General features: G+C 37.1%; 8 protein-coding genes. All 8 read right to left on the reverse strand.

Features of this window, described 5'->3' with window-relative positions; translation table 11 throughout:
- Nucleotides 1-74 precede the first annotated feature (74 nt).
- A complete protein-coding gene (locus tag BN1068_RS15280) occupies nucleotides 75-275 on the reverse strand; it encodes an anti-repressor SinI family protein (RefSeq protein ID WP_077603691.1) in 201 nt (66 codons plus the stop codon).
- A gap of 431 nt (nucleotides 276-706) precedes the next feature.
- Entirely contained in the window at nucleotides 707-8,311 is a 7,605-nt protein-coding gene (locus tag BN1068_RS15285) for a Cna B-type domain-containing protein (RefSeq protein WP_077603692.1), read from the reverse strand.
- 604 nt (nucleotides 8,312-8,915) lie between these two features.
- Nucleotides 8,916-9,914, reverse strand: coding sequence for a response regulator (locus tag BN1068_RS15290; protein WP_077603693.1), 999 nt, complete (start codon nucleotides 9,912-9,914; stop codon nucleotides 8,916-8,918).
- Nucleotides 9,915-10,179: 265 nt separating this feature from the next.
- Entirely contained in the window at nucleotides 10,180-13,221 is a 3,042-nt protein-coding gene (locus BN1068_RS15295; RefSeq protein ID WP_077604091.1) for a hybrid sensor histidine kinase/response regulator, read from the reverse strand.
- 80 nt (nucleotides 13,222-13,301) lie between these two features.
- A complete protein-coding gene (locus tag BN1068_RS15300) occupies nucleotides 13,302-14,309 on the reverse strand; it encodes a LytR/AlgR family response regulator transcription factor (protein WP_077603694.1) in 1,008 nt (335 codons plus the stop codon).
- Between the two features lie 275 nt (nucleotides 14,310-14,584).
- On the reverse strand, nucleotides 14,585-17,617 hold the full coding sequence (locus BN1068_RS15305; protein WP_077603695.1) for an ATP-binding protein: 3,033 nt from the start codon (nucleotides 17,615-17,617) through the stop codon (nucleotides 14,585-14,587).
- A 482-nt stretch (nucleotides 17,618-18,099) separates the two neighbouring features.
- The gene (locus BN1068_RS15310) at nucleotides 18,100-20,244 is read right to left on the reverse strand and encodes an ATP-dependent Clp protease ATP-binding subunit (protein WP_077603696.1); all 2,145 of its coding nucleotides are present in this window, start codon (nucleotides 20,242-20,244) and stop codon (nucleotides 18,100-18,102) included.
- 683 nt (nucleotides 20,245-20,927) lie between these two features.
- Nucleotides 20,928-21,135 (reverse strand): hypothetical protein (locus BN1068_RS23850; protein ID WP_217697325.1); only part of this gene is annotated, 208 nt, incomplete at its 5' end.

Consider the following 21,135-nt stretch of genomic DNA (forward strand, 5'->3'; position numbering starts at 1 on the left):
TATGACATACCTGTTAGTTTACTGTTTCTAATTTGTCTATTTTAAAACTTTAAAAAAGCTATTTTTAAAAATCTTTACTCATATTCGACGAATCGTCTGAAAGAGCGAGATTTCTTGTTCGTAAAATCTGTAAAAAATAAATCAAATTTTGATTTTTCATTTGCGCTATCCAAAAACTGGCGAACTTCATGCAATGGTATACCCAATTTTTTTGCTTCTATCATTAATGTAATCCACTCTTGATCATAAGCAGCGTTTTCAATTATCTTTTTCACAATTTCGCCCCCATCATTAATCCAGATAATTTTGCAATGTTCCAACACTTGTGTTGCATAAGCAATATACTACTTTGTATAATTGGATGAATCATTTATAAATAATCAGACTGAGTATTCCGAATATTTATATCCTGTTTATTTCAAAAAATAATCAGGATATAAAGAACAGTATATATCTAATGAGAATAATAAACTATATTTACACATTTGCATATTGAGGAATGTTAATAGTTTATATATTATTTTTTATTAAATTTGATTTCTTGCGAATAATTATACTTGATTTCATATTATATGTAATCAACCCTAAAAAACAAAAGATGGAGCTGGGGGGTGGAGATGATTTAGAAGATACCTGCCGATAAATTAGAAAAAAGGAGCTATTACCGAATATTAGTAATAACCCCTTTTTCTTCATTAAATCTGTTTTACCTGTCAGATGAACGGTTACGGAAGCGGTTGACAATAACTAAAATTGCACCGGCTGCCAGTAAGCCTAAGCTGATAAGCAATAAGTTGAACATAGATGTTGCTGTACCCGGCAATGTTTCACCATCACCTTTATCTGTTCCTTTAGAATCACCTGAATCTGTTTTACCTGCAGCTTCAGCTGATTCTTTACCTGGATCTTCTCCCGGTTCTTTACCTGGATCTTCTCCCGGTTCTTTACCTGGATCTTCTCCCGGTTCTTTGCCTGGATCTTCTCCCGGCTCTTTACCTGGCTCCTCTGGTTCTTTACCTGGTTCCTCTGGTTCTTTACCTGGTTCCTCTGGCTCCTTACCCGGCTCTTCTGGATCTGCTTTTACAAAACCAAAGTCTAATGTCGGGTCGTGTTCTCCGTCTTCTGTTAAATGACGGGATACTGCAAACCATAAGGAGGAATTAATGGAATTATCATCGCCTGCTTCTTCCAGGGTCGGTACATACCCTTTCAAGGCTTCTTTGGATGCTTCCCGATCAATTCGTACAATGTACGTTTTATCGATTGGCAGATTTTCAAAGATATAATATCCATTTTCATCTGTTGTTACCGGTCCTACTGGATTTCCGTAAACATCTGTTACTGGATTGCCGTCTTTATCCTCGATCGTTAAGACGACTCCTTTAATCGGGATGTCAGTTTCATCCTGTAAACCGTCTTTATTTTTATCGAACCATACGTAGTCTCCTACACTTACTTTTGCCGGACGATTGGTGATGGTGAATCCATCTGCCGCATTTCCTTCTACATTATCAGTTACATACCCTTTAACTGCTTCTTCTTGAACAGTATAAGTAACCTCTGCTCCAGCAGCAAACTTAGGCATATTTGTAAACTCAAATGTCCAATCCATATCCGCAGTGACTTCTGCTGAATCCACTTTTTCTCCATTTGCTAACAAGTTAACAGTGATGGAATCTGGGCGTTGATCCGTATAATTATTATCATCCCAGGTTTTAGAAACATTAACACTAGTTTGTGCTGGTTCGTGATGGTTGGTTAGTATGATATTTCCATGATCTGCATCATTTACAGAGACTTCATAGCCTTCTGGAATAGAAATTTCTTTGACTGTATAGTCAATTTCTTCGCCGCCATTTTGGTATGCGTCCAGGTCTGACCATGTATGCATCCAGTCATTTTCTGCAGACAGGATTACCTTATCTCCAACTGCCTCTTCCCCTGCATACAATTGAACCTCAACCTGTTCAGGGCGAATGCCGTCTTGATTCTCGTTATCGTTCCATCCTTTTGAAACGGTAACCGATGTTTGTTCTGGCGTGTAAGCATTAGTGACAGTCACATTGCCATCTTCACCGGTTTCCAGTTTGGTTGAATACTCCGCAACGGAATCTTCCGTCACACGATATCCAATTTCTTCTCCATTACGATTTTTCGGCAAATCTTCAAACGTATGCGTCCAATCGTTTTCTTCATTCAATTCTGCTGTTCCAACAATTTCCGATGCATCATTGATGACATTTACAGTCACGCTGTCTGGGCGGACGCCATCCTGATTCTCTGCATCATCCCATACTTTGGTAACAGGAATTTCTACTGTATCTGGTGTACGGTTGTTTGTAATCAAAACGAATCCATTTTCTTCTTTTACAGTCGGCTCATCATAACCGTCCGGGATATCTGTTTCTTTTACCGTATAATCGATTGTCTTACCGCCGTCATGGTAAACATTTAATTCTGTCCATGAATAAGTCCAATCATTTTCTTCCGATAAACGAACAGGTTTTTTAACAGGTTCTCCATCAGCGAATAATTGAACTGTTACATTATCGGGACGGATACCATCCTGATTGCTGCCATCTTCCCAGCCTTTTACAACTGTCATAGAAGTTTGCTCTGGTGTATAACTATTTGTAACAACAAAGCTTCCATCTGTTTGTTTTGCAGTAGTTGCAGTATAGCCTTCAATAGCATTCTCTACAACTCGATACTGAATTTCACTGCCCTCATGGTATTTTGGCAGACCTTCAAACACATGAGACCAATTGCCATTTTCATCAGCTGTTACTTCTGCTGTTTTGACAATTTCAGAGTTTCCATCGATGACATTCAGAGTAATACTATCCGGTCTGTTGCCGTCTTGATTATTCGCATCATCCCATTCTTTTAAAACTGGGATATCAATCAATTCCGGCTCATAGCTGTTGGTAATTGTAATTGCTCCATGGTTTTCATCGTTTATTACCGATTCATATCCTGCTGGAACATTTACTTCTTCCACTGTATACTTAATTGCTTCTCCGCCATCACGATTCGCATCTAATCCGGACCATGTATAGGACCAGTCATTCCCTGCAGTAATGAGTACCTCATTTCCTAATGGCTCCCCGTCTGCAAGTAATTGAATGCGAATATTGTTCGGGCGTTGACCATCTTGATTATTCGCATCATTCCAGAGTTTATTTACAGTAACAGATGTCTGCTCTGGAGTATGTTCATTCGTTACTGTAATTGTGCCAGTACCGTTGCCTGAAATATTAGCGGAATAATTTTCTACTGTATCCTCAGCTACTCTATACTCAATTTCATGTCCATCACGATATTTTGGTAAATTCTCAAAAACGTGAGACCAATTTCCATCTTCGTCAGCAGTTATTTCCTGTGTGTCTACAACCTGAGAACGGTCGTCATATAGATGGATTGTAATACTATCCGGGCGTGCTCCATCTTGATTTTCAGCATCTTCCCAGACTTTTTCTACTGTAATGTTCGTCAGTTCTGGTGAGTAACTGTTTGTGATGGTATAGCCATTTTCAACACTACCATTAACAACACTCTCGTATCCTTCTGGAACATTTGATTCTTCAACGGTATATTCAATCCGTTCTCCATTTTGATATTCATCTAAACCGGTAAATGAACCTTCCCAATTATTAGATTCATTCAAAACGATAAAGTATAGTGTTGCTTTTCCATCTGCAAATAGACGTACTGTAATGCCGTCTGGGCGGGCACCATCCTGGTTATTTGCATCTTCCCAGACTTTTTCTATCGGGATATCTATTTTGCCTGGTGTATAGCTGTTTGTGATAACAAATCCGTTTTCTGCATCTCCGGCAACACTACTCTCATACTGCTCCGGTACATTTACTTCTGCAACAGTATAAGTAATTTCAGTTTCACTATTATCATACACTGGCAAATCTGTAAATGAACCTTGCCACTCATTTTCATTGCTTAGCGTGATATTTCCCGTATCGGTTTCCTCACCATTTGCAAATAATGCAAATTCAACAGATTCAGGACGATTGCCATCCTGGTTGTTCGCATCCTTCCAAGCTTTCTCCACTGGAATTTCAGTAGTTGGAGATACGAATTCATTTGTAATCGTTAATCCATCATCAGAAATAGTTTTTTCATAGTTTTCTGGGACATTTACTTCATCGACTGTATAGTCATACTCATTACCGTCGATATCAGTTTTATCCAAGTCCGTCCACGTATATTCTGTTTCACCGTCTTCCAAGGTTACCGGATCTCCAACTGCTTCTCCATCTCTGGATAATTGCAGTTCAATGGATTCCGGTCGGTGATTTTCGCCGCCTTGCCATTCTTTCGTGCCTGTTACATCAATTTTTTCTTTGGTGTTTTCGAAATTAACTTCAAAAACTTTTTCATTGCTGCCATATGGCTCATCTACATTAATTTCGATTTCTTTATCGGATAACACGTAGCCATTTGGTGATTCAATTTCTACCAAGATATAGGTCCCTAAGAATAAGTTTCCTACTTCTAAAATACCATTCTCAGTAGTAAATTCGCCCATTAATACTCTCTCTTCATTTACAACTCGATATAATTCAAAAGTTGCTCCTGAAGATTTGATTACTTCTTTAGTAGCTGAATCAACTTTAGACAGTTGGATAGCTCCACGATCTTTTCGGAATTCTCCACCAACCCAAGAAAATTGTCTTGCTGTGATTTCATTTGTTTCTCTCGTTACTGTCTCAATTCCTTTACCCTTAAGGTCTACTGTATTATTAACAGTTTGCCCATTTTCGGCAATAACGATAGTGGTATAAGTGATTGTTAGAGCTTCAGTTAAATCCTCATCAAAAGAGATATTTAAAATTGTTTCGCCATCTTCAGTAGTTTCTGTTTCAAGCGTATAACCAATCTCTTCACCACTACTTGTAACAATAGTCAAGCTGTCTTCTACAAATGACAGACCCGCACTAATTGTATCTGTAAGTGTTGCATCACTTATTCTTGAAAGACTTTCGTTAGCAGTGATTTGCCATTCAAGTTCTTCACCAATATAAACTTCGCTTACATCAGGCAGAACTTCTTTATTCAACACTTTATCCCATCTGTCATAATGCACAGATGAAGAATAAGGATATTTTCCTTCTTCTGTTGTTACTTCCGCATGGTTTACATAATTTTCTTCTGAAATGTCTGGAACTCTTGTTTCAAACTGAATGACATATCTTTCAGTTACTTCACCATTAAAGTTAACAGTAAGTTCATTACCCTCAACTTCTACAGTATAATCATCATTAAGAGTTAATTCAGTATCAGTAATTGTTGTATTACCACCTGCATCTACTTCATAAACAGATACTGTGATACTGTCTTCAATGATTTCTCCCTCATAACCTAATGTATCAGTAACTGAAACATTTTCCCCAAGATTATGTTGATGATAGTTAAAGTACACTTGCCAAGCGATTCTTCTATCAGATGCATCGGACCAACTATCTGAATCAACAAGATTCCCTTCTTTAAAGCCACTATTCCAAGCGTTTTCTATTACACGTTGGCTAGCATCGTCTTCTTCGTTAATTTCACGATTATTTTCCGTTGTTCCTCCAAAATGTGCGTGGTTTCTATAAAGACCAGCTTCATCTTCATTAGAATGAGGAATCAATGAATTTCCGTCTTCATCCACAAATTGCTCGTCATAAGAAGTAGTATAGTTCACTACTAATTCTGCTTTCGCTATTTCCCGGTGGAATTCAATTGTAAAGCCATTTTGGTATCCACCATCAATTGGAGCAAGTGTATAATCGTCTCCTGAAACAAGATTTTCATTACCAAGAGTAATTTCAACTGTCCCTGGCAATAAGATTAGTCCATCATTTGTGAAGTTATCAGTAATGGTAAAACCTTCATTGATGTCTTCTCTCGTAGGATCGACATTTAAACGCCAATTAATTGTTTTCTCATTATAGTTAATTCCATCAAAACTCTTTTGATACGTATTTGCATGTGGACGGATTGTAGCATCTCTATCTCCGCCACCTTCACCAACACCGTCACCTTCCATACCTACAGTGTTTGTAAATACATCCGCATTATTGAAATTATCAATACTAGTCGTATATTCAATTGTAATTGTTTCCGTACCAACATCTGGCAAATCAATTGTTAATAAGCCATCTTCTTCATCATGAGTCGCTCCAGGGAATTCATTACCATTTTCACCTGTAATTGTAATGTTTGTTAATGTTAATCCCTCTGGCAATTGGTCTGTTACGGTAACATCGCCCAATAGATGTTTTGCTTTGTTTACAGTAACTTTCCAAGTAATTGTACGATTTTCATAATCAATATTGCCCGCTTCTACTTTCTCAAGAATCGGACCTCTATCGAACTGAACTGTTGCATCATCATCGTTCAATTCTTCATCACCATCAAAAAGAATGGCTGTATTTGTGAATCCGTTCTTCTGTTGATATTCTCCTTCATTAACTTCTGACCAATTAATATCAGTCAGGTAAGTGATTGTATATGTTTGATCCGGGCTTACTTGACCTAATTCGATTGGAAAGTCATCAGCTTCAATACCAGAATCTCCACCATTCAAAGAGATATTAATAGATCCTGGAACAATTGTTAAACCGTCTGGTAATTGGTCCTCGACTCTTGCATTATCAACAGACATACCATTTTCATTAACAATAATAGTCCATTTAATCTGATCTCCCGATTCTGAATCAACTCGATTTCCTTCTTTCTGAATCGGATTACTTCTTTCACCTCCAGAAACGGTTGCTTGTGCTTCCAAGTCAATATTGTCACTTACAAATGTTGCATCATTGGTGAACTGTGCTACATTAATATCTTCAATTGACGTTGTATATTTGACCTGATAGCCGCTTCTTCCATCGATAGAATCGAATGTCATTTTAAATCCATCGTCAGTAAGAGTTGGGGCATTAAAATCGTCAATTGGATCTCCTACGATTTCATTACCATCCACATCAATAGTGATTTCTCTAACTTCAAAATCACGTGCTTCGCCAAGACCGTTTGGAATAACATCGGCCAGCGTTCCATTCTCTATTGCCTCGTCAGCACCATTAACAATATTAACTGTCCAATAAACTTCTCTTGCATTGACAGGGCTATCCGTACGACCTGATTTATCTAAATCTGTATTAACTTCTGTCGGTGTAACTTGAACAGTTAAATCTCTTTCACCATCGCCATCAAAATCAATCTCTTGCTCCCATTCCTCAGTGAATATCTCTTGGTCAAAATTTAATTGGAAACCTACGTACCCATTTTGAACACTTTGATTCTCAATTCTCTCATCGAATGTAAAAATCAATTCACCATCATTAATGGTAAATGTTCCTACTTGGGTACCTTCTACCATTATAGGTTGATCTGGCGTATTTACCCAATGTAGAAATACATCTGGCAATGGCATAGATGCTGTATCTCCAGCTTGAATGGTTTCATCTGTTCCCCAGCTATATTGAACCTCATAAGTTCCATCAAAATCAACTTCATGACCGTCTTCAACATCTTCACCACCTAGTCTAAACCACTCAAAGGTAAAGATATTTCCTAACTCAGCCTGTGGTCCAACCTCAGATGCAGCAGAAGGCGCAATATTTTCTTCTTCAGCCACTTCTTCCTCCACTGCTTCCTCAGTTCCTTCTTCTTCAGCCGCTTCTTCCTCTGCTACTTCCCCGGCACCTTCTTCAGCCATTTCTTCCTCTGCTACTTCCCCGGCACCTTCTTCAGCCATTTCTTCCTCTACTGCTTCCCGGGTCCCTTCTTCAGCTGCTTCTTCCTCCACAGCATCTTCCCCGGTTCCTTCTTCCGTTGACCCCTCTTCAACAGATTCTTCAGTAGTTACTTCTTCCTCTACAACTTCCTCTTCCTCTAAAGGCACCTGCAGCTTTAATGTCCCTTTAGCTTCCGGATGCTCCAGCGCCGCTTCACTAAACGTGACACTAATCACATTTTCTGTTGTTTCAAAGGAGGCAATTTCCACAGCTTCTCCATCCGAAGAGATGGTGCCATTCTGCGCTGCTAATTCTACAGGTGAATCGAAATCTACAGGTTGGCTTACATCTTCTAAATCATAATCCGCAAGCGACCAGTCTATATGTAGAAGCCGACTATCTTCTTCCTCGGTAAAAGAGCTTTCGGAAATGCTTTTAAAATCAAAGAACGTATCATTTTTATTTCCTGCTGCATAGGCCGTTTGAATTGGTGCAAAACCTGTTGCAAATGACTGCATAACAAGAAGGAAAATCATAAATATACTGACTCTTTTTGCTCTTTTCTTCAATTAGTCCAGTCCCCCTTTTCTTTTTTATTTTTATTGACTGATGGAATAGTGAAACCCAACACCTCCCAATGTCTTTATATCTTTAAAATAATTTCTGTTCTGCAGAAAAAGCGTAAAAGAACGTTATCTAATAGATGAATAGATTCACTATTTATGAAAACGCCCCAGCACTCCTCTTATCCAACTGACAGAAACATCTTAAAGTCTCTTCCGACTACATACTCATCCTCTATACAGCAGCTTTTTACTAGTTTCTATAAAGAAAATTACAATTAATATCGAGTTACTGGAAATGAGACTCTGTAGTCATTTTTATAATAACTTACTGCATATGTCCCAGAGAATAGTGTGTATATATACAAATTCTGTACATCCTGATAATCTAATTAATTCCAATTTTTGGATGTATTAATTCAGCAAAAAAATCATTTGATGAAGGCATTGTTTCTGCTTCACAAAATGATTTTTCATGAGTTTCTGATATATATTTTAAATTTCCGGGCACCATCCGGCTGAAATGTCCGCCTGTCTTCCATTTCTCATAAACTTAACTTAAATACAGCTCCCCCGCTTTAATATCAATACCATTTTTTGAACACCCTCTCTAAACTCTGGATCTTTCTTTTATAATATCTGCTGCTTTTATATCAAACCCTGTTACATCCTTTATTTTCGAAATATTATAGGATGTTGGTTCTTCATGGAGATATAAATGCTCTGATAATTCGTTAATTAACTTAAGCCATAATTCTTTCAGCATTTTTCTCTTAGCAACTGCCCATGGATAATTCAATTCTGCTAAATACTCTCCTCCGTACGCCTCCAGCACTGCAAAATATTGTTCAACATCTACTTTATTTTCTTGTAATAAATACTGGGCATCGAGCTTAAATTCGTGAGATTGAATCTGTATGTCACCACCCATATCAATTTGATAAAATTCTTTCTGGCTGACAATTTTAATAGGAGCATTTATTTGCCGCATAACCTTCCTGATCTGATATACAGCGGTGTACAGCTGAGCATTTGCTTTTTCCCAGGGAAGGCTGTTCCACAGCAAATCAATTAATTCGCTTTTCCGGATCGTATTTTGATGATTATGGATAAAATAAGCAAATAATTCTTTTGCTTTAGACGTTCGCCACTTCACTTCCATCCATTTATCCCCCTGGTAAATTTGCAGCATTCCTAAATCCTTAATAACAAATGTTGATTTAAATGATTCAAATTCCTGTTCTGCCGTCTTTCTTTCCATTATCCGTTGGATGGTTAATGCTAAACGTTCCTGCTTGACAGGCTTTAAAATATAATCTACTGCATTTAATTCAAAGGCTTTGACCGCATACTTGTCATAAGCCGTAACAAAAACAATATGTAAGAAAGGTTTAATATCCAACAATTGTTCAGCTAAATCAGTTCCTTTTATAACGGGCATATGGATGTCGATAAATACAGCATCTACATCGGTTACCTGCACATGTTGAATTAAGTCGCCAGCGTGTATATATTTCCCTGTAACCCGTACTCCTTCTATTTTATTCAACAGTAAGTCCAAATATTGTAATGCCAAATGTTCATCATCAACGATAGCAATATGCAGCATAGAATCCCCTTCCTGATTATTTTCATGAAATGTATAATTCAAGCATACATGACAATAAATATTAGCTATCTATCTTATTCTGAACAAATTCTATACAATAATCTGATTTACAAATTATCCTTCTTCCATTTACCTATATTTCTTTTAATACTTGAAAATACTATATGATGGCTCAATAAAAATAAAACTCCATTTGATGAGTATGCTAGCTTTTCCCATCAAATGAAGTTACATCTTCTATCTGGTCATACACTGGATAAATATTTTAATTATCTTTTAAATCTACTTCAAAATATACCTTTGTCCCCTGGCCGGGTGAACTGACAATCGTCAAACCTTTTCCATAATGCTGATGCAATCTTTTTTCGACATTTAAAATACCTACTCCTGATTCACTGCCTGAATTCCCCTGCAGGATGTTTGGAATATTTTCTGTTTCTATCCCTGCTCCATCATCTTCTACCGTAATGATTGCTTTTGATCGGGCAGTATCTTTTTTTAATCGGATTACTACTGTGCCTTTTCCTTGTCTATTTCGAATGCCATGCTGTACAGCATTTTCTACTAATGGCTGAATCGATAAAAATGGAACACTTATCCCTTGATAATCCTCCAGCTTCCATTTCACTTGAAGTGCTTCTCCGAATCGGACCTGTTCAATGTACAGATAGGAACGAATAATGTTTAATTCCTCTTCTAAAGGAATCAGGTCTTTCATCTGCTGGAACCGGAATTTACTTCTCAAGAAATTACTGAGCTCATTGAGCAGCTTTCTCATTTCCTCTACATCCCATTCACTCAGCGCCAAAATAGAATTCAGTGTATTAAATAAGAAATGCGGCTGTATCTGTGCCTGCAGCCATGCTGTTTCAAACTGTAATTGCTGCTCTGCCACCCGCTTCATGGTTATTAACGAATCCATTCTTGCTTTCAGCTCTACCGGCTCAACGGGCTTGGTAATATAATCATTTGCTCCTGCTAGAAATGCTGCTTGTATATCTGCATTCCCGCCGGTAAGTAAAAGGACAGGAAGCTCTGTCAGCGAATAGTGTTCACGAATCATACCGGTGAGCTTATAGCCCGATATTTCCGGCATCATTATGTCTGAAACAACAATGTCCCATTCCCGTTTTTTCAATTCTTCCAGTGCTTGATTCGCATTGGAAACAGGTACAGTATCATACATATCCCCAGATAAAATTGAATTTAATGCTAATAAGCTGGCCGGATTATCATCAACCAGTAATACTGCTGAGGCCCGGCCGTCATTTAATTGCGGTAATCCGGATTCCACCTTTTCTTCGCCCTTTCCAGCAGTCCGCACAGTCTGCACCGGCATCTGTACAGCTTCTTTCGGAGAAGCTAATTCCAACGTAAATGTAAAGGTTGTCTTCTCTGCGTCTTCCGAGGAGACCCAAATTCTCCCTCCATGAAGCTCAACCAGCTGCTTAGTGATACTCAATCCCAGACCAAATCCGCCTTCCTGCATGCCGCTTGTTGCGTTGTCCTGTTCATAAGGAAGAAATAACCGCTTTTTCATCTCTCCACTAACCCCAATACCTGTATCTGTCACATGAATTTCCGCATACTTTTCTTTCTTCGCAGCGGATATAGTTACCCCGCCTTTACTGGTATATTTAACGGCATTACCAACTAAATTAAATAAAATCTGCGTAACACGATTTTCATCGGCATAGACTGCCGGGAATTCCTTTGGAATCTTATTAATCATCTCCAGCTGTTTCATATCTGATGAAAGCTGCAGCAAGTCAAGAACTCCTGTTGCAATTGGTTCAAGTGAAATTACCTGTTTATTTAAACGCGGTTTCGTACGATTTAAATTTCTTGCCTCCAGCAGATCGGTTAATAACAGATTCATTCTCTTTCCGACATTCAAGACCGTATTGAGCTCACTTACACTCCGCTCTGACAACACTGTTTCTTCTCTGTCCATGACAGCCTTGGAAAGTAATAAGATACTATTCAAAGGATTACGGAACTCATGCGATGTATTAGCAAGAAATTGATCCTTTTCCTTATTCATCCGTTGTAAACTATCAGCCAATTCTTTGGTCTCCTCATGCATTTGAAAATAACCTTTGAACCAGACAGTAATATAGCACACCACCGCAACAATCAGATCAAATGGATAAAATGTTAAATAGATACTCTGTTCCCTCCATCCTATATCCCAGATATAATGATGCACAACCGCAAAAAAACTAAGGACAAGGAACAGATTTGTCGCCGGGTTTTGTCTATACATCCGTGCAATCGAGCAAAATGTAACGACAATCACTATAAAAGCAAACAGATAATAAACAGGAAATAAGAACAGAATCTGCGGTATAGATAAGAATAAGGTTATTCCCATCACCCCAAATATACTCCATTTATAAAAAGGAAATACCCTTCTCCAATATGGCAGCTCCAGATGATTCGTACATTGCAGCAAAGCATAACAGCCCACCAAGAGCAAGGTGTTTGCCAGACGAAAATCAAAATCATAGGATATATTTAAAAACTGATGAATTAACTTATCTCCATTACTTAAAAGAGAAGTTACGATTATCGATAACATTAAAACGGAAAAATAGAATAGGTATTTATCCCGGTTTCCTATCAGATATAAAATAAATGTATACACTGCATGAATTAAAAAGATAACAATGATACTGATTTGAAAATAGCTGGATATCTGTGTTCCTCTTGAGATTGCCTGCTCCGTTCCAAATTTCACAGAACGGATGAGACCGCTGCTTCTAATGTCTTTATAGTTGGCAGCTTGTATAACAATATCAATATTTCCTTCTTCATCTGCTGTAAAAACTGCACTTTGTGGTAAATTTTTTGCTGTATATTGCTCTTCATTTGCAGCTATCTTACCAGAGGATGACAGTTTTCTTCCGTTGACATAGACCTCTGATGAACTGCGGATACTGGGTATGTATAATTCATAGTTTTGATCAACGTCAGGGTTAACCTTGATTTGTAGTCGGTAAGTGCCGTAGCCGAAAGAAGAATTTAAAATATCATTCCAGCCTTCGGGCACTTCCAAAACTTCTGACCCGCTGCCTGCCATATCTGCTTCTTCCATAATAAATTGGGAAGGATAGAACTCCCACTCCCCGTCTAAAACAAGTGTTTCTTTATCCCCCAGATCCCATGATTGTATATCCAGTACACCCTTTTGAATATCAGGTTGTATCTCATTTTGAAAAAACCCCATCCAAATCATGCGGAAAGTAGATAAACAAATAATAAAAAGGAGCAGAATAACCCCCAGCCGAATATAATTTTTCTTCATTCCTATCAACTCTTCCACATACAATTTTCAACCTCTATGCCACAGCCGGCATAGAGGTGTTATTGGAGATAAAACCCTTCCTAATGTTGCAATTTTTTATTCAGTAACATTGCAGCCTCTTTATCAGAGCTTACAAGCGCACTTAATTTGGAAGCATTATACGACGAAGGATTCTCGTAATATATGATATGTTTCACTAAATTTTCTACTAATTCCAGCCATATTTTTCTCATGCTGTGTCTTTCCTTTAGAACCCATGCTGCTTCAATCTCCTCCAAATAATCTCCCTGGTATGCTTCTAACAGTTTAAAATATACAGCTGCAGATACATTGCTATCTCTCAATACACCCAATGCTGCATGCTTCCACTTAACGGATTGAATTTCTACATCCTCTATAGTTATATGGTAAAATTCATCCTGGCTGGATATTTTAATCGGCATTCCGATTTGCTGTGTCACCTTTCTAATTTGATAAACGGTGGAGTATAATTGTGAATGAGCTTTCTCCCAAGGAAGATTACTCCACATTAAGTCTGTTAATTCTCCTTTTCGAATGGTATTCTCATGATTCTGTACAAAATAAGCAAATAGCTCCTTCGCTTTGGAGGTCCTCCACTTCACTTCGATTGGATTATTTTCTTTATAAAAGCGGAAAGCTCCTAAATTCTTAATCCTATAATTTACTTTAACAGAATCGGATTCTGATGGTGCATTCAATTTTATGTAATTACTTTCTTTTATCCGCTGAATCGTTAACTCTAAGCGTTCTTTTTGAACCGGCTTTAAGATATAATCCAAAGCATTTAATTCAAATGCTTTAACTGCATATTCATTATAGGCCGTTACAAAAACAATCTGTAAGGAAGGCTGTATGTTTAACAGTTTTTCCGCCAAATCAATCCCTTTTATCTCAGGCATGTGTATGTCCATAAATACAGCATCTATTCTTTCTTTTTGAACATGATCGATTAAATCTTCCGGATTAATGTACTTACCAGTAACTTGTACTCCTTCTACTTTATTTAATAAAAAATCTAAGTATTGCAACGCCAAATGTTCATCATCAATTATACAAATCTTAAGCATTCTTACCCCCCCAGTTATCTATGTTTTGGTTTTCAGACTAAATCAAAAGAATCAACTTAACCGATATCATTTAATATTTTATTATTTATGTGAGTATAATTAATCTTACATAAAAACGAATACTTGGTACCTCTTCGAAACCTTTACAAATTCTATACATACTGTCATCATGTTAAATATCTCAGTTCAAGTATAATTATATTCTATTCAACTTCTAAACATACACAATATTGACTTTTCTATAAATATAAAACCCCTTCCTTGCTCCTCTTATATTAACAAGGAAGGCGAAAGATAATTGTCGTACCTTTACCAGGCTTGCTATCAATAGATATTCCCTCTCCTGCGTATTGCTTCAGTCTTTTTTCAGTATTCAATAAACCAATTCCAGTCCTATCCCGACCCCCATTCATACGCAGCCATTCTTTTACTTCTTTTGGGAATCCAATGCCACTATCCTTTATCCGAATTTCACACATTTCTTCACAATAAACTGCCTCAATCATAATTTCCCCACCTTGTTGATGTTTTAATATACCATGTTTCACAGCATTTTCAACTAATGTCTGAAGAGAGAGAGGCGGAATATAGATAGCAGAAGTATCCACATCGATGCGTGTGTGAACTTGGATTCTATCTCCGAAACGAGCTTTTTCAATACCAAGATATGCATCGACTAGATTCAATTCTTGCTCCAAAGAAACCAGCGCATTTGCATTTTGAAAATCAAAACTTGTTTGTAAGTAATAAATAAAATGGCTTAATAAATCCTTCATCTTCTCCTGGTCCATTTCCATTAAGCTAAAAATAGAATTAATTGTATTAAATATAAAATGTGGATTAATTTGAGCCCGCAGCCAAGCAGCTTCCATACGCAGATGTTCTGTGACAGCTTCTTTTAAATCTGTTAAAACCCGGACTCTCGCTTGCAATTCCAGGGGTTCAACAGGTTTCACAACATAATCATTAGCTCCAGCCATAAAACCAGCTTCTAAATCCTCTGGTCGAGCCCGTGCTGTAAGCAGCAGAATAGGCAGTTCAGATAAATTGTATTCTTTCCTTATTTCCCTTGTCAGGTCAAAGCCAGACATCCCGGGCATCATAACATCACTTATTACCAAATCAAATTGCTGTTTACTTAAATAGGCCAACGCCTCTTCTACATTATCAGCAAAAATAATTTCATACCGGTTTCTATCTAGTAATTTTGATACCACTGTTAAATTTATTCTTTCGTCATCTACAAGTAATAACCTAAAGCGCTGATTCACGGGTTGCTGTACTTCACCTGAATGCTCAACAACACTTTCAATTACCGGCTCCTTCTTATCTGCAAGTGCATCTATAGAAATGTTGCCCTCAAATAAAGCAATTGTAAACCGAAAAGTTGTCCCTATTCCCAATTTGGATTTAACATGAAGAGTTCCACCTTGTAACTCAACCAGCTCCTTAGTGATAGCCAGACCAATGCCTGTCCCCGGATGATCTGATGTATCATCACTGGTTACTTGCTCATATGGAAGAAAAATCCTTTCAATATCTTCTTTATCAATTCCTTTGCCGGTATCTGTTACCTCTATCACTGCCATACCCTCTGTTACTTCTGCCTGAATGATAATTACACCTAATTCAGTGAATTTGACCGCATTATGCAGAAGATTTAATAATATTTGATTCAAGCGGTTTTCATCTGCATTAAGTAGTGGAAAAGATGCTTTTACTTTATTGATAATTTGTATTGGTTTACCTTCTATGACATGTGCCAGCATATCCAAGACAATCTTGATTTGCACATGAAGATCTACGGCTTTTTTGTCCAGCCGTAAATTATGCTCCTTTATTTGTGAAAGATCAATTAAATCATTGATTAGCATGGACATTTTTCTACCTACTTGAACTAACAAGATGAGATCGTTGCGATCTGTTTTCGTTATTTTATTCTCCGGGTTATCTAACACATATTGTGCAATATGCATCATACTATGCAATGGATTTCTCATTTCATGCGATGTATTAGCCAGAAAATCATCTCTGCTCTTATTTGCTAAACGTAATTTTTTATTTTTTTCTTCAATCTCTTCGGTATATTGTAAAAATAAGCATATCCAAAAGCCTGTAAAAAGAAATAAAGCTATAAGCAGGTCTAAAGGGTAGAAATCTATTATCAGGTTCATTCTATGCTTTATAAATGCCCATACCACATTATTTAATACAGCAGCTGCAGCCAATAATAATAAAAAAGAATTCGGTACTCCGCCTACATTCGCCCTTACAATCTGCATAATAACAATTAAAGCATTAATTATTTGAATAATACCAAGTATAAATTGATATTCCAAAATGATGGAAACAGGCAAACTTATGACAAGCAAACCATATATTAAAAACAAGATAGAAAAGATTCGATAGAGAGATTTTGGCGCATAGCCTGGTAAAAAATTCTCTACGAATTTAAGTAAAAAAATAGCTATAAAGATATGTATCAATAGTGTAAATTTTGTACGCACAACAGCATCTATCGGCAGTGTTAACAAAGCAGCTCCATCAGGATCAAATAACACCATAAGTGATATCCCAGCCATAAGCAGACCGAAATAAAGTGCCAGTTTGGTTTTAAATCTCAGGAAAAACAAGAAAATCACAGCAATTGTGAGTAAAAGTGTAAACACCATGACAATAATTTTTGTCAGCATATTAATTTGTACCATAGTAATAATATCATCTGCCTGACCGAACAATATAGGCTGCTCTCCAAATTTAACAGGCTTACTGTCATGGCTGACTTGAATAGAGATATCCAAATTCGTCGATTCTGTTTGGAAGATAACATAGTAAGGTAATGTTCTTGATGAAAATTCTTCTAATATGACTGATGGGGCCCCTGCTTGGCCAACTAATTCTCCATTCACATAAATTTTACTTGCTGATGGAAACCTGGGCATATATATGGCTAATGGATGGTTAACTAGTGATTCATCAATGGTTGCATGTAAGTGAAATGTGCCATATGAGAAACTCTGATTTTTTATATATGCAAACCATTGATCAGGAAAATGCCTATATACCTTATCTTCCGTAACTGCTGTATCATTCATTTCCTGAGGGGGAATTAATTGTTCAGGAAAAAAACTCCACTCCCCCTCAAGCTTCATAATCTCTTGACTTTCCATTCCCTGCTCTACTAAGTCAACCTGTCCATTTTCAATGAAAGTGGCTTGTCCCCTATCAAAAAGGTGTAACCATGAAAATCGTAAACCTGTGAGAAGTAAAAGAAATAGCAAAATAAGGACTATCTTTTTTCGATTCATTTTTGGGTATAATCTCCTTTAACAATCTTCATAGTTCTAAATGAACTTTATTTAAAAACCTGCTATATATCCTTGCTCCTGTAAAAACTAAATTATAATATTAGGTTTACACCGTCTTTGATACTAAGTAAGAAATCTGTCCTTTCTTCGTACTATAATTCAAGTTTATTATTTTGTTAATTTTCTATACTTCTTTTTAACTTTATTTAATTATACTTGACCGTATAAAATCTATACAATATAATTTTCAGTAATTTTGATAACTTTCCATCTCATTCTTACACGATAAGATATCATTATTAAACTAAGCTATTTATGAATAATATACTTACCCGCTTAGGTGATCTTTCGAACAGGATATAGACAGCCATGAAATTATTTTCTATCCTAAAACAAAAAACCAGCTAAACCAATAATTGGTTAGCTGGTCTTTTTTCCTTTATTTTATTTGATATGCCTTACGCAATTATTTTAACTTTTTATTAAGATGCATTTGAAACAACAATTTCTTCTTCATCTACATCCACATGAACTGCTGTTACATCTTCACCTTCAAGAATTAAATCAGTTAATTGATCCTCTACTTTATCCTGGATAACACGGCGTAATGGACGTGCACCAAAACGTGGATCATACCCTAATTTAACCAGACGCTGCTTAGCATCGTCAGAGATAGTGATGCTGATTTGGTTTTCCTTCATGGTTGCTTCTAAATCATGCAGCATAAGATCAACAATTTGTAATAAATCTGCTTCTTTTAATTCATTAAAGTTTACAATCGCATCAAAACGGTTCAGAAACTCTGGTTTGAAATAGTTACTTAGATTTTCTAATGTGGAAACTGATTCATGTGTTTTGCTGTTAAAGCCGACATTCACTTGTTTTTCGCCAGTTCCGGCATTACTTGTCATAATAATGACTGTATCCTTAAAGCTTACTCTTCTGCCATGAGAATCTGTTAAATGTCCGTCCTCCATAATTTGTAAGAACGTATTTTGCACATCTGGGTGTGCTTTTTCAATTTCATCCAGTAACAGAATAGAGTATGGGTTTCTGCGGATGCGTTCGGTCAGCTGTCCAGCTTCCTCATGTCCTACATATCCTGGAGGTGAACCGATAATTTTAGACACCGCGTGTTTTTCCATATACTCACTCATATCCAGACGGACCAGAGCATCTCTTGTACCGAATAATTCTTCTGCCAGTACCTTCGTTAATTCTGTTTTTCCGACACCCGTAGGGCCGACAAATAAGAAGGAGCCGATTGGACGTTCTTTTGCTTTTAATCCGGCACGGCTGCGGCGGATTGATTTAGCAACTTTTGCTACTGCTTCTTCCTGTCCGATTACTTTGGCACGGAGATCATTAGCCAGATTTTTCATTTTTTCTTTCTCATCTTTTTGCATTTTAGTTACTGGAATGCCAGTTTTTTCTTCTACAATTAATTGGATATCAGAAATATCTACATCCAATACTTTCTCACCGTCTTCTGCTTTTTCCAATTGTTTTTGTAATTGGATTTCCTGATAACGAAGATTTGCTGCACGCTCATAATCTTCTTTTTCTGCTGCTTCCTGTTTTTGTGTCACAACTTCGTCTAAACGCTGTTGTAAGGATTCAGAGTCTTTCTGAGCGTTTTCCAAATTCAATCTGGAACCAACCTCATCCATTAAGTCGATTGCTTTATCCGGTAAGAACCGGTCTTGGATATAGCGGTTGGATAAGCCGACAAAAGCTTCAACTACTTCATCAGAATAACGGACTTCATGGAATTTTTCATAACGGTCTTTAATCCCTTTCAGAATTTTCACCGCATCTTCTAAGGATGGTTCTTTTACGATAATCGGCTGCAAGCGTCGTTCTAACGCTGCATCTTTTTCAATTTGACGGTATTCTTTTAAAGTTGTTGCACCGATTACCTGCAAATCACCCCGTGCAAGAGCCGGTTTTAAGATGTTGCCGGCATCCATTTGAGAGCTTTCTGCTGTACCCGCACCGACAAGAAGATGAATTTCATCGATAAATACGATCACATCATTACGTTCCTGTAATTCAGCAATCAATTTATTCATCCGCTCTTCAAATTGACCGCGAATACCAGTGTTTGCAACTAAAGAAGCTACATCCAGCAGATAAATTTCTTTGTTTAATAATTTAGCAGGAACATTTCCTTCAACAATATTTACTGCCAGCCCTTCTGCAATTGCGGTTTTACCAACACCTGGTTCACCGATTAATACCGGGTTGTTTTTATTTCTTCTATTTAATGTTTCAATAACTCGTTTAATTTCTTTATCTCTACCAATGACAGGATCAATCTTCCCTGCTCGTGCTTGATCAGTAATATTTTTTGCTAACTGATCAATCAAGCCATTTCCATTGTTTGATTTTTGTTTTGTTCTTGTGCGTGCACTTGCACCACTTTGCTGATTACCTTGGAAAAAGTTGTTGGCAAATGATTGATCCATATTGCCAAATGGAGAATTAGAGAAAAAGTCACTGTTCATCATATTTCCTTGTATTTCTTGTAAGCACTCATGGCAAAGATGCACTTCCATACGTTGTCCATTCATTTGCATTTGTGCATTAATTGTTGCTTCATTTTGTCCACAGTTTTGACATTTCATTTCTCATTCCTCCTTTTAAATTAGTCAGATAGCTTGTTTATCGTTGTTTTGACTTTGACTATCTTTGACTATAATTACATTATACTCTGACCTTCTTTGACTTTCAAGTATTTTAGTCAAATTTTTTTATTTTTTTTTGACCTTTGGCTTTTCTAATAGTTTAAATATAGGCTAAACCCTGAATTTATAAGTTTTTTTGCAATACATCCATTGATCTGATTTTAGTCAAAATGGGTAAACTTCTTATAAAAGGAATCTTTTTCTTATCTAATTAACTCAACTTTCGCACCTAAGAATAAACATATAAACCTTGCTGTTCTAGGATGTTCATGGTCTCTATTATCATGCTTTCTTTTAATCAACTCATCTTTTTATTTTTTGAACAGGTTATTGTGTATAGCTTCCGCTCCGGCCAACCACTCCGCTTTCCATGGGGACGGCTTCAGCTAACTTGAAAAGAAACCCGCTTTTCAAGTGGATCTTCAGCTCGCCCTATTCCCATAGGAGTCTACGTGGTTGGCCTGCGCTCTAATAGGATTCTACAGCGTATGGAAGAAATAATATCCTGATGAAGTTAGATGAAATCATCGTTTTAGCCTAAATAAACAATCATGCTGGTGTTTCAAATGGTTTTTAACAGTTCAAATCATGACAGCATGAATAATTCATATCGAGAATAGCTTTTATGCACCAAAAATAAGGATCTCTGAGCATGTTTTACCATGGAACACGAAAATTTGTTCAGTTATTTCAGTATAGAATATCCTGCTAGCGGAGGCGGACCGTTTTGACTCCTGAGGGATTAGCACCATCTGAAGATCCACTTTTGCCAAGTGATCTTCTTGGCAAAAGTTAGCTGAAGAGCGTGCCCCTAGGAAAGCAAAACGGTCC

The organism is Oceanobacillus sojae, assembly GCF_900162665.1.
Taxonomy (GTDB): Bacteria; Bacillota; Bacilli; order Bacillales; family Amphibacillaceae; genus Oceanobacillus; species Oceanobacillus sojae_A.

Excerpts from the sequence above, each read along its gene's own strand:
- BN1068_RS15300 (WP_077603694.1), bottom strand. The coding sequence starts at position 14,309 with ATGCTTAAGATTTGTATAATTGATGATGAACATTTGGCGTTGCAATAC.
- BN1068_RS15305 (WP_077603695.1), bottom strand. The coding sequence starts at position 17,617 with ATGAATCGAAAAAAGATAGTCCTTATTTTGCTATTTCTTTTACTTCTC.
- BN1068_RS15290 (WP_077603693.1), bottom strand. The coding sequence starts at position 9,914 with ATGCTGCATATTGCTATCGTTGATGATGAACATTTGGCATTACAATAT.
- BN1068_RS15295 (WP_077604091.1), bottom strand. The coding sequence starts at position 13,221 with ATGAAGAAAAATTATATTCGGCTGGGGGTTATTCTGCTCCTTTTTATT.
- BN1068_RS15310 (WP_077603696.1), bottom strand. The coding sequence starts at position 20,244 with ATGAAATGTCAAAACTGTGGACAAAATGAAGCAACAATTAATGCACAA.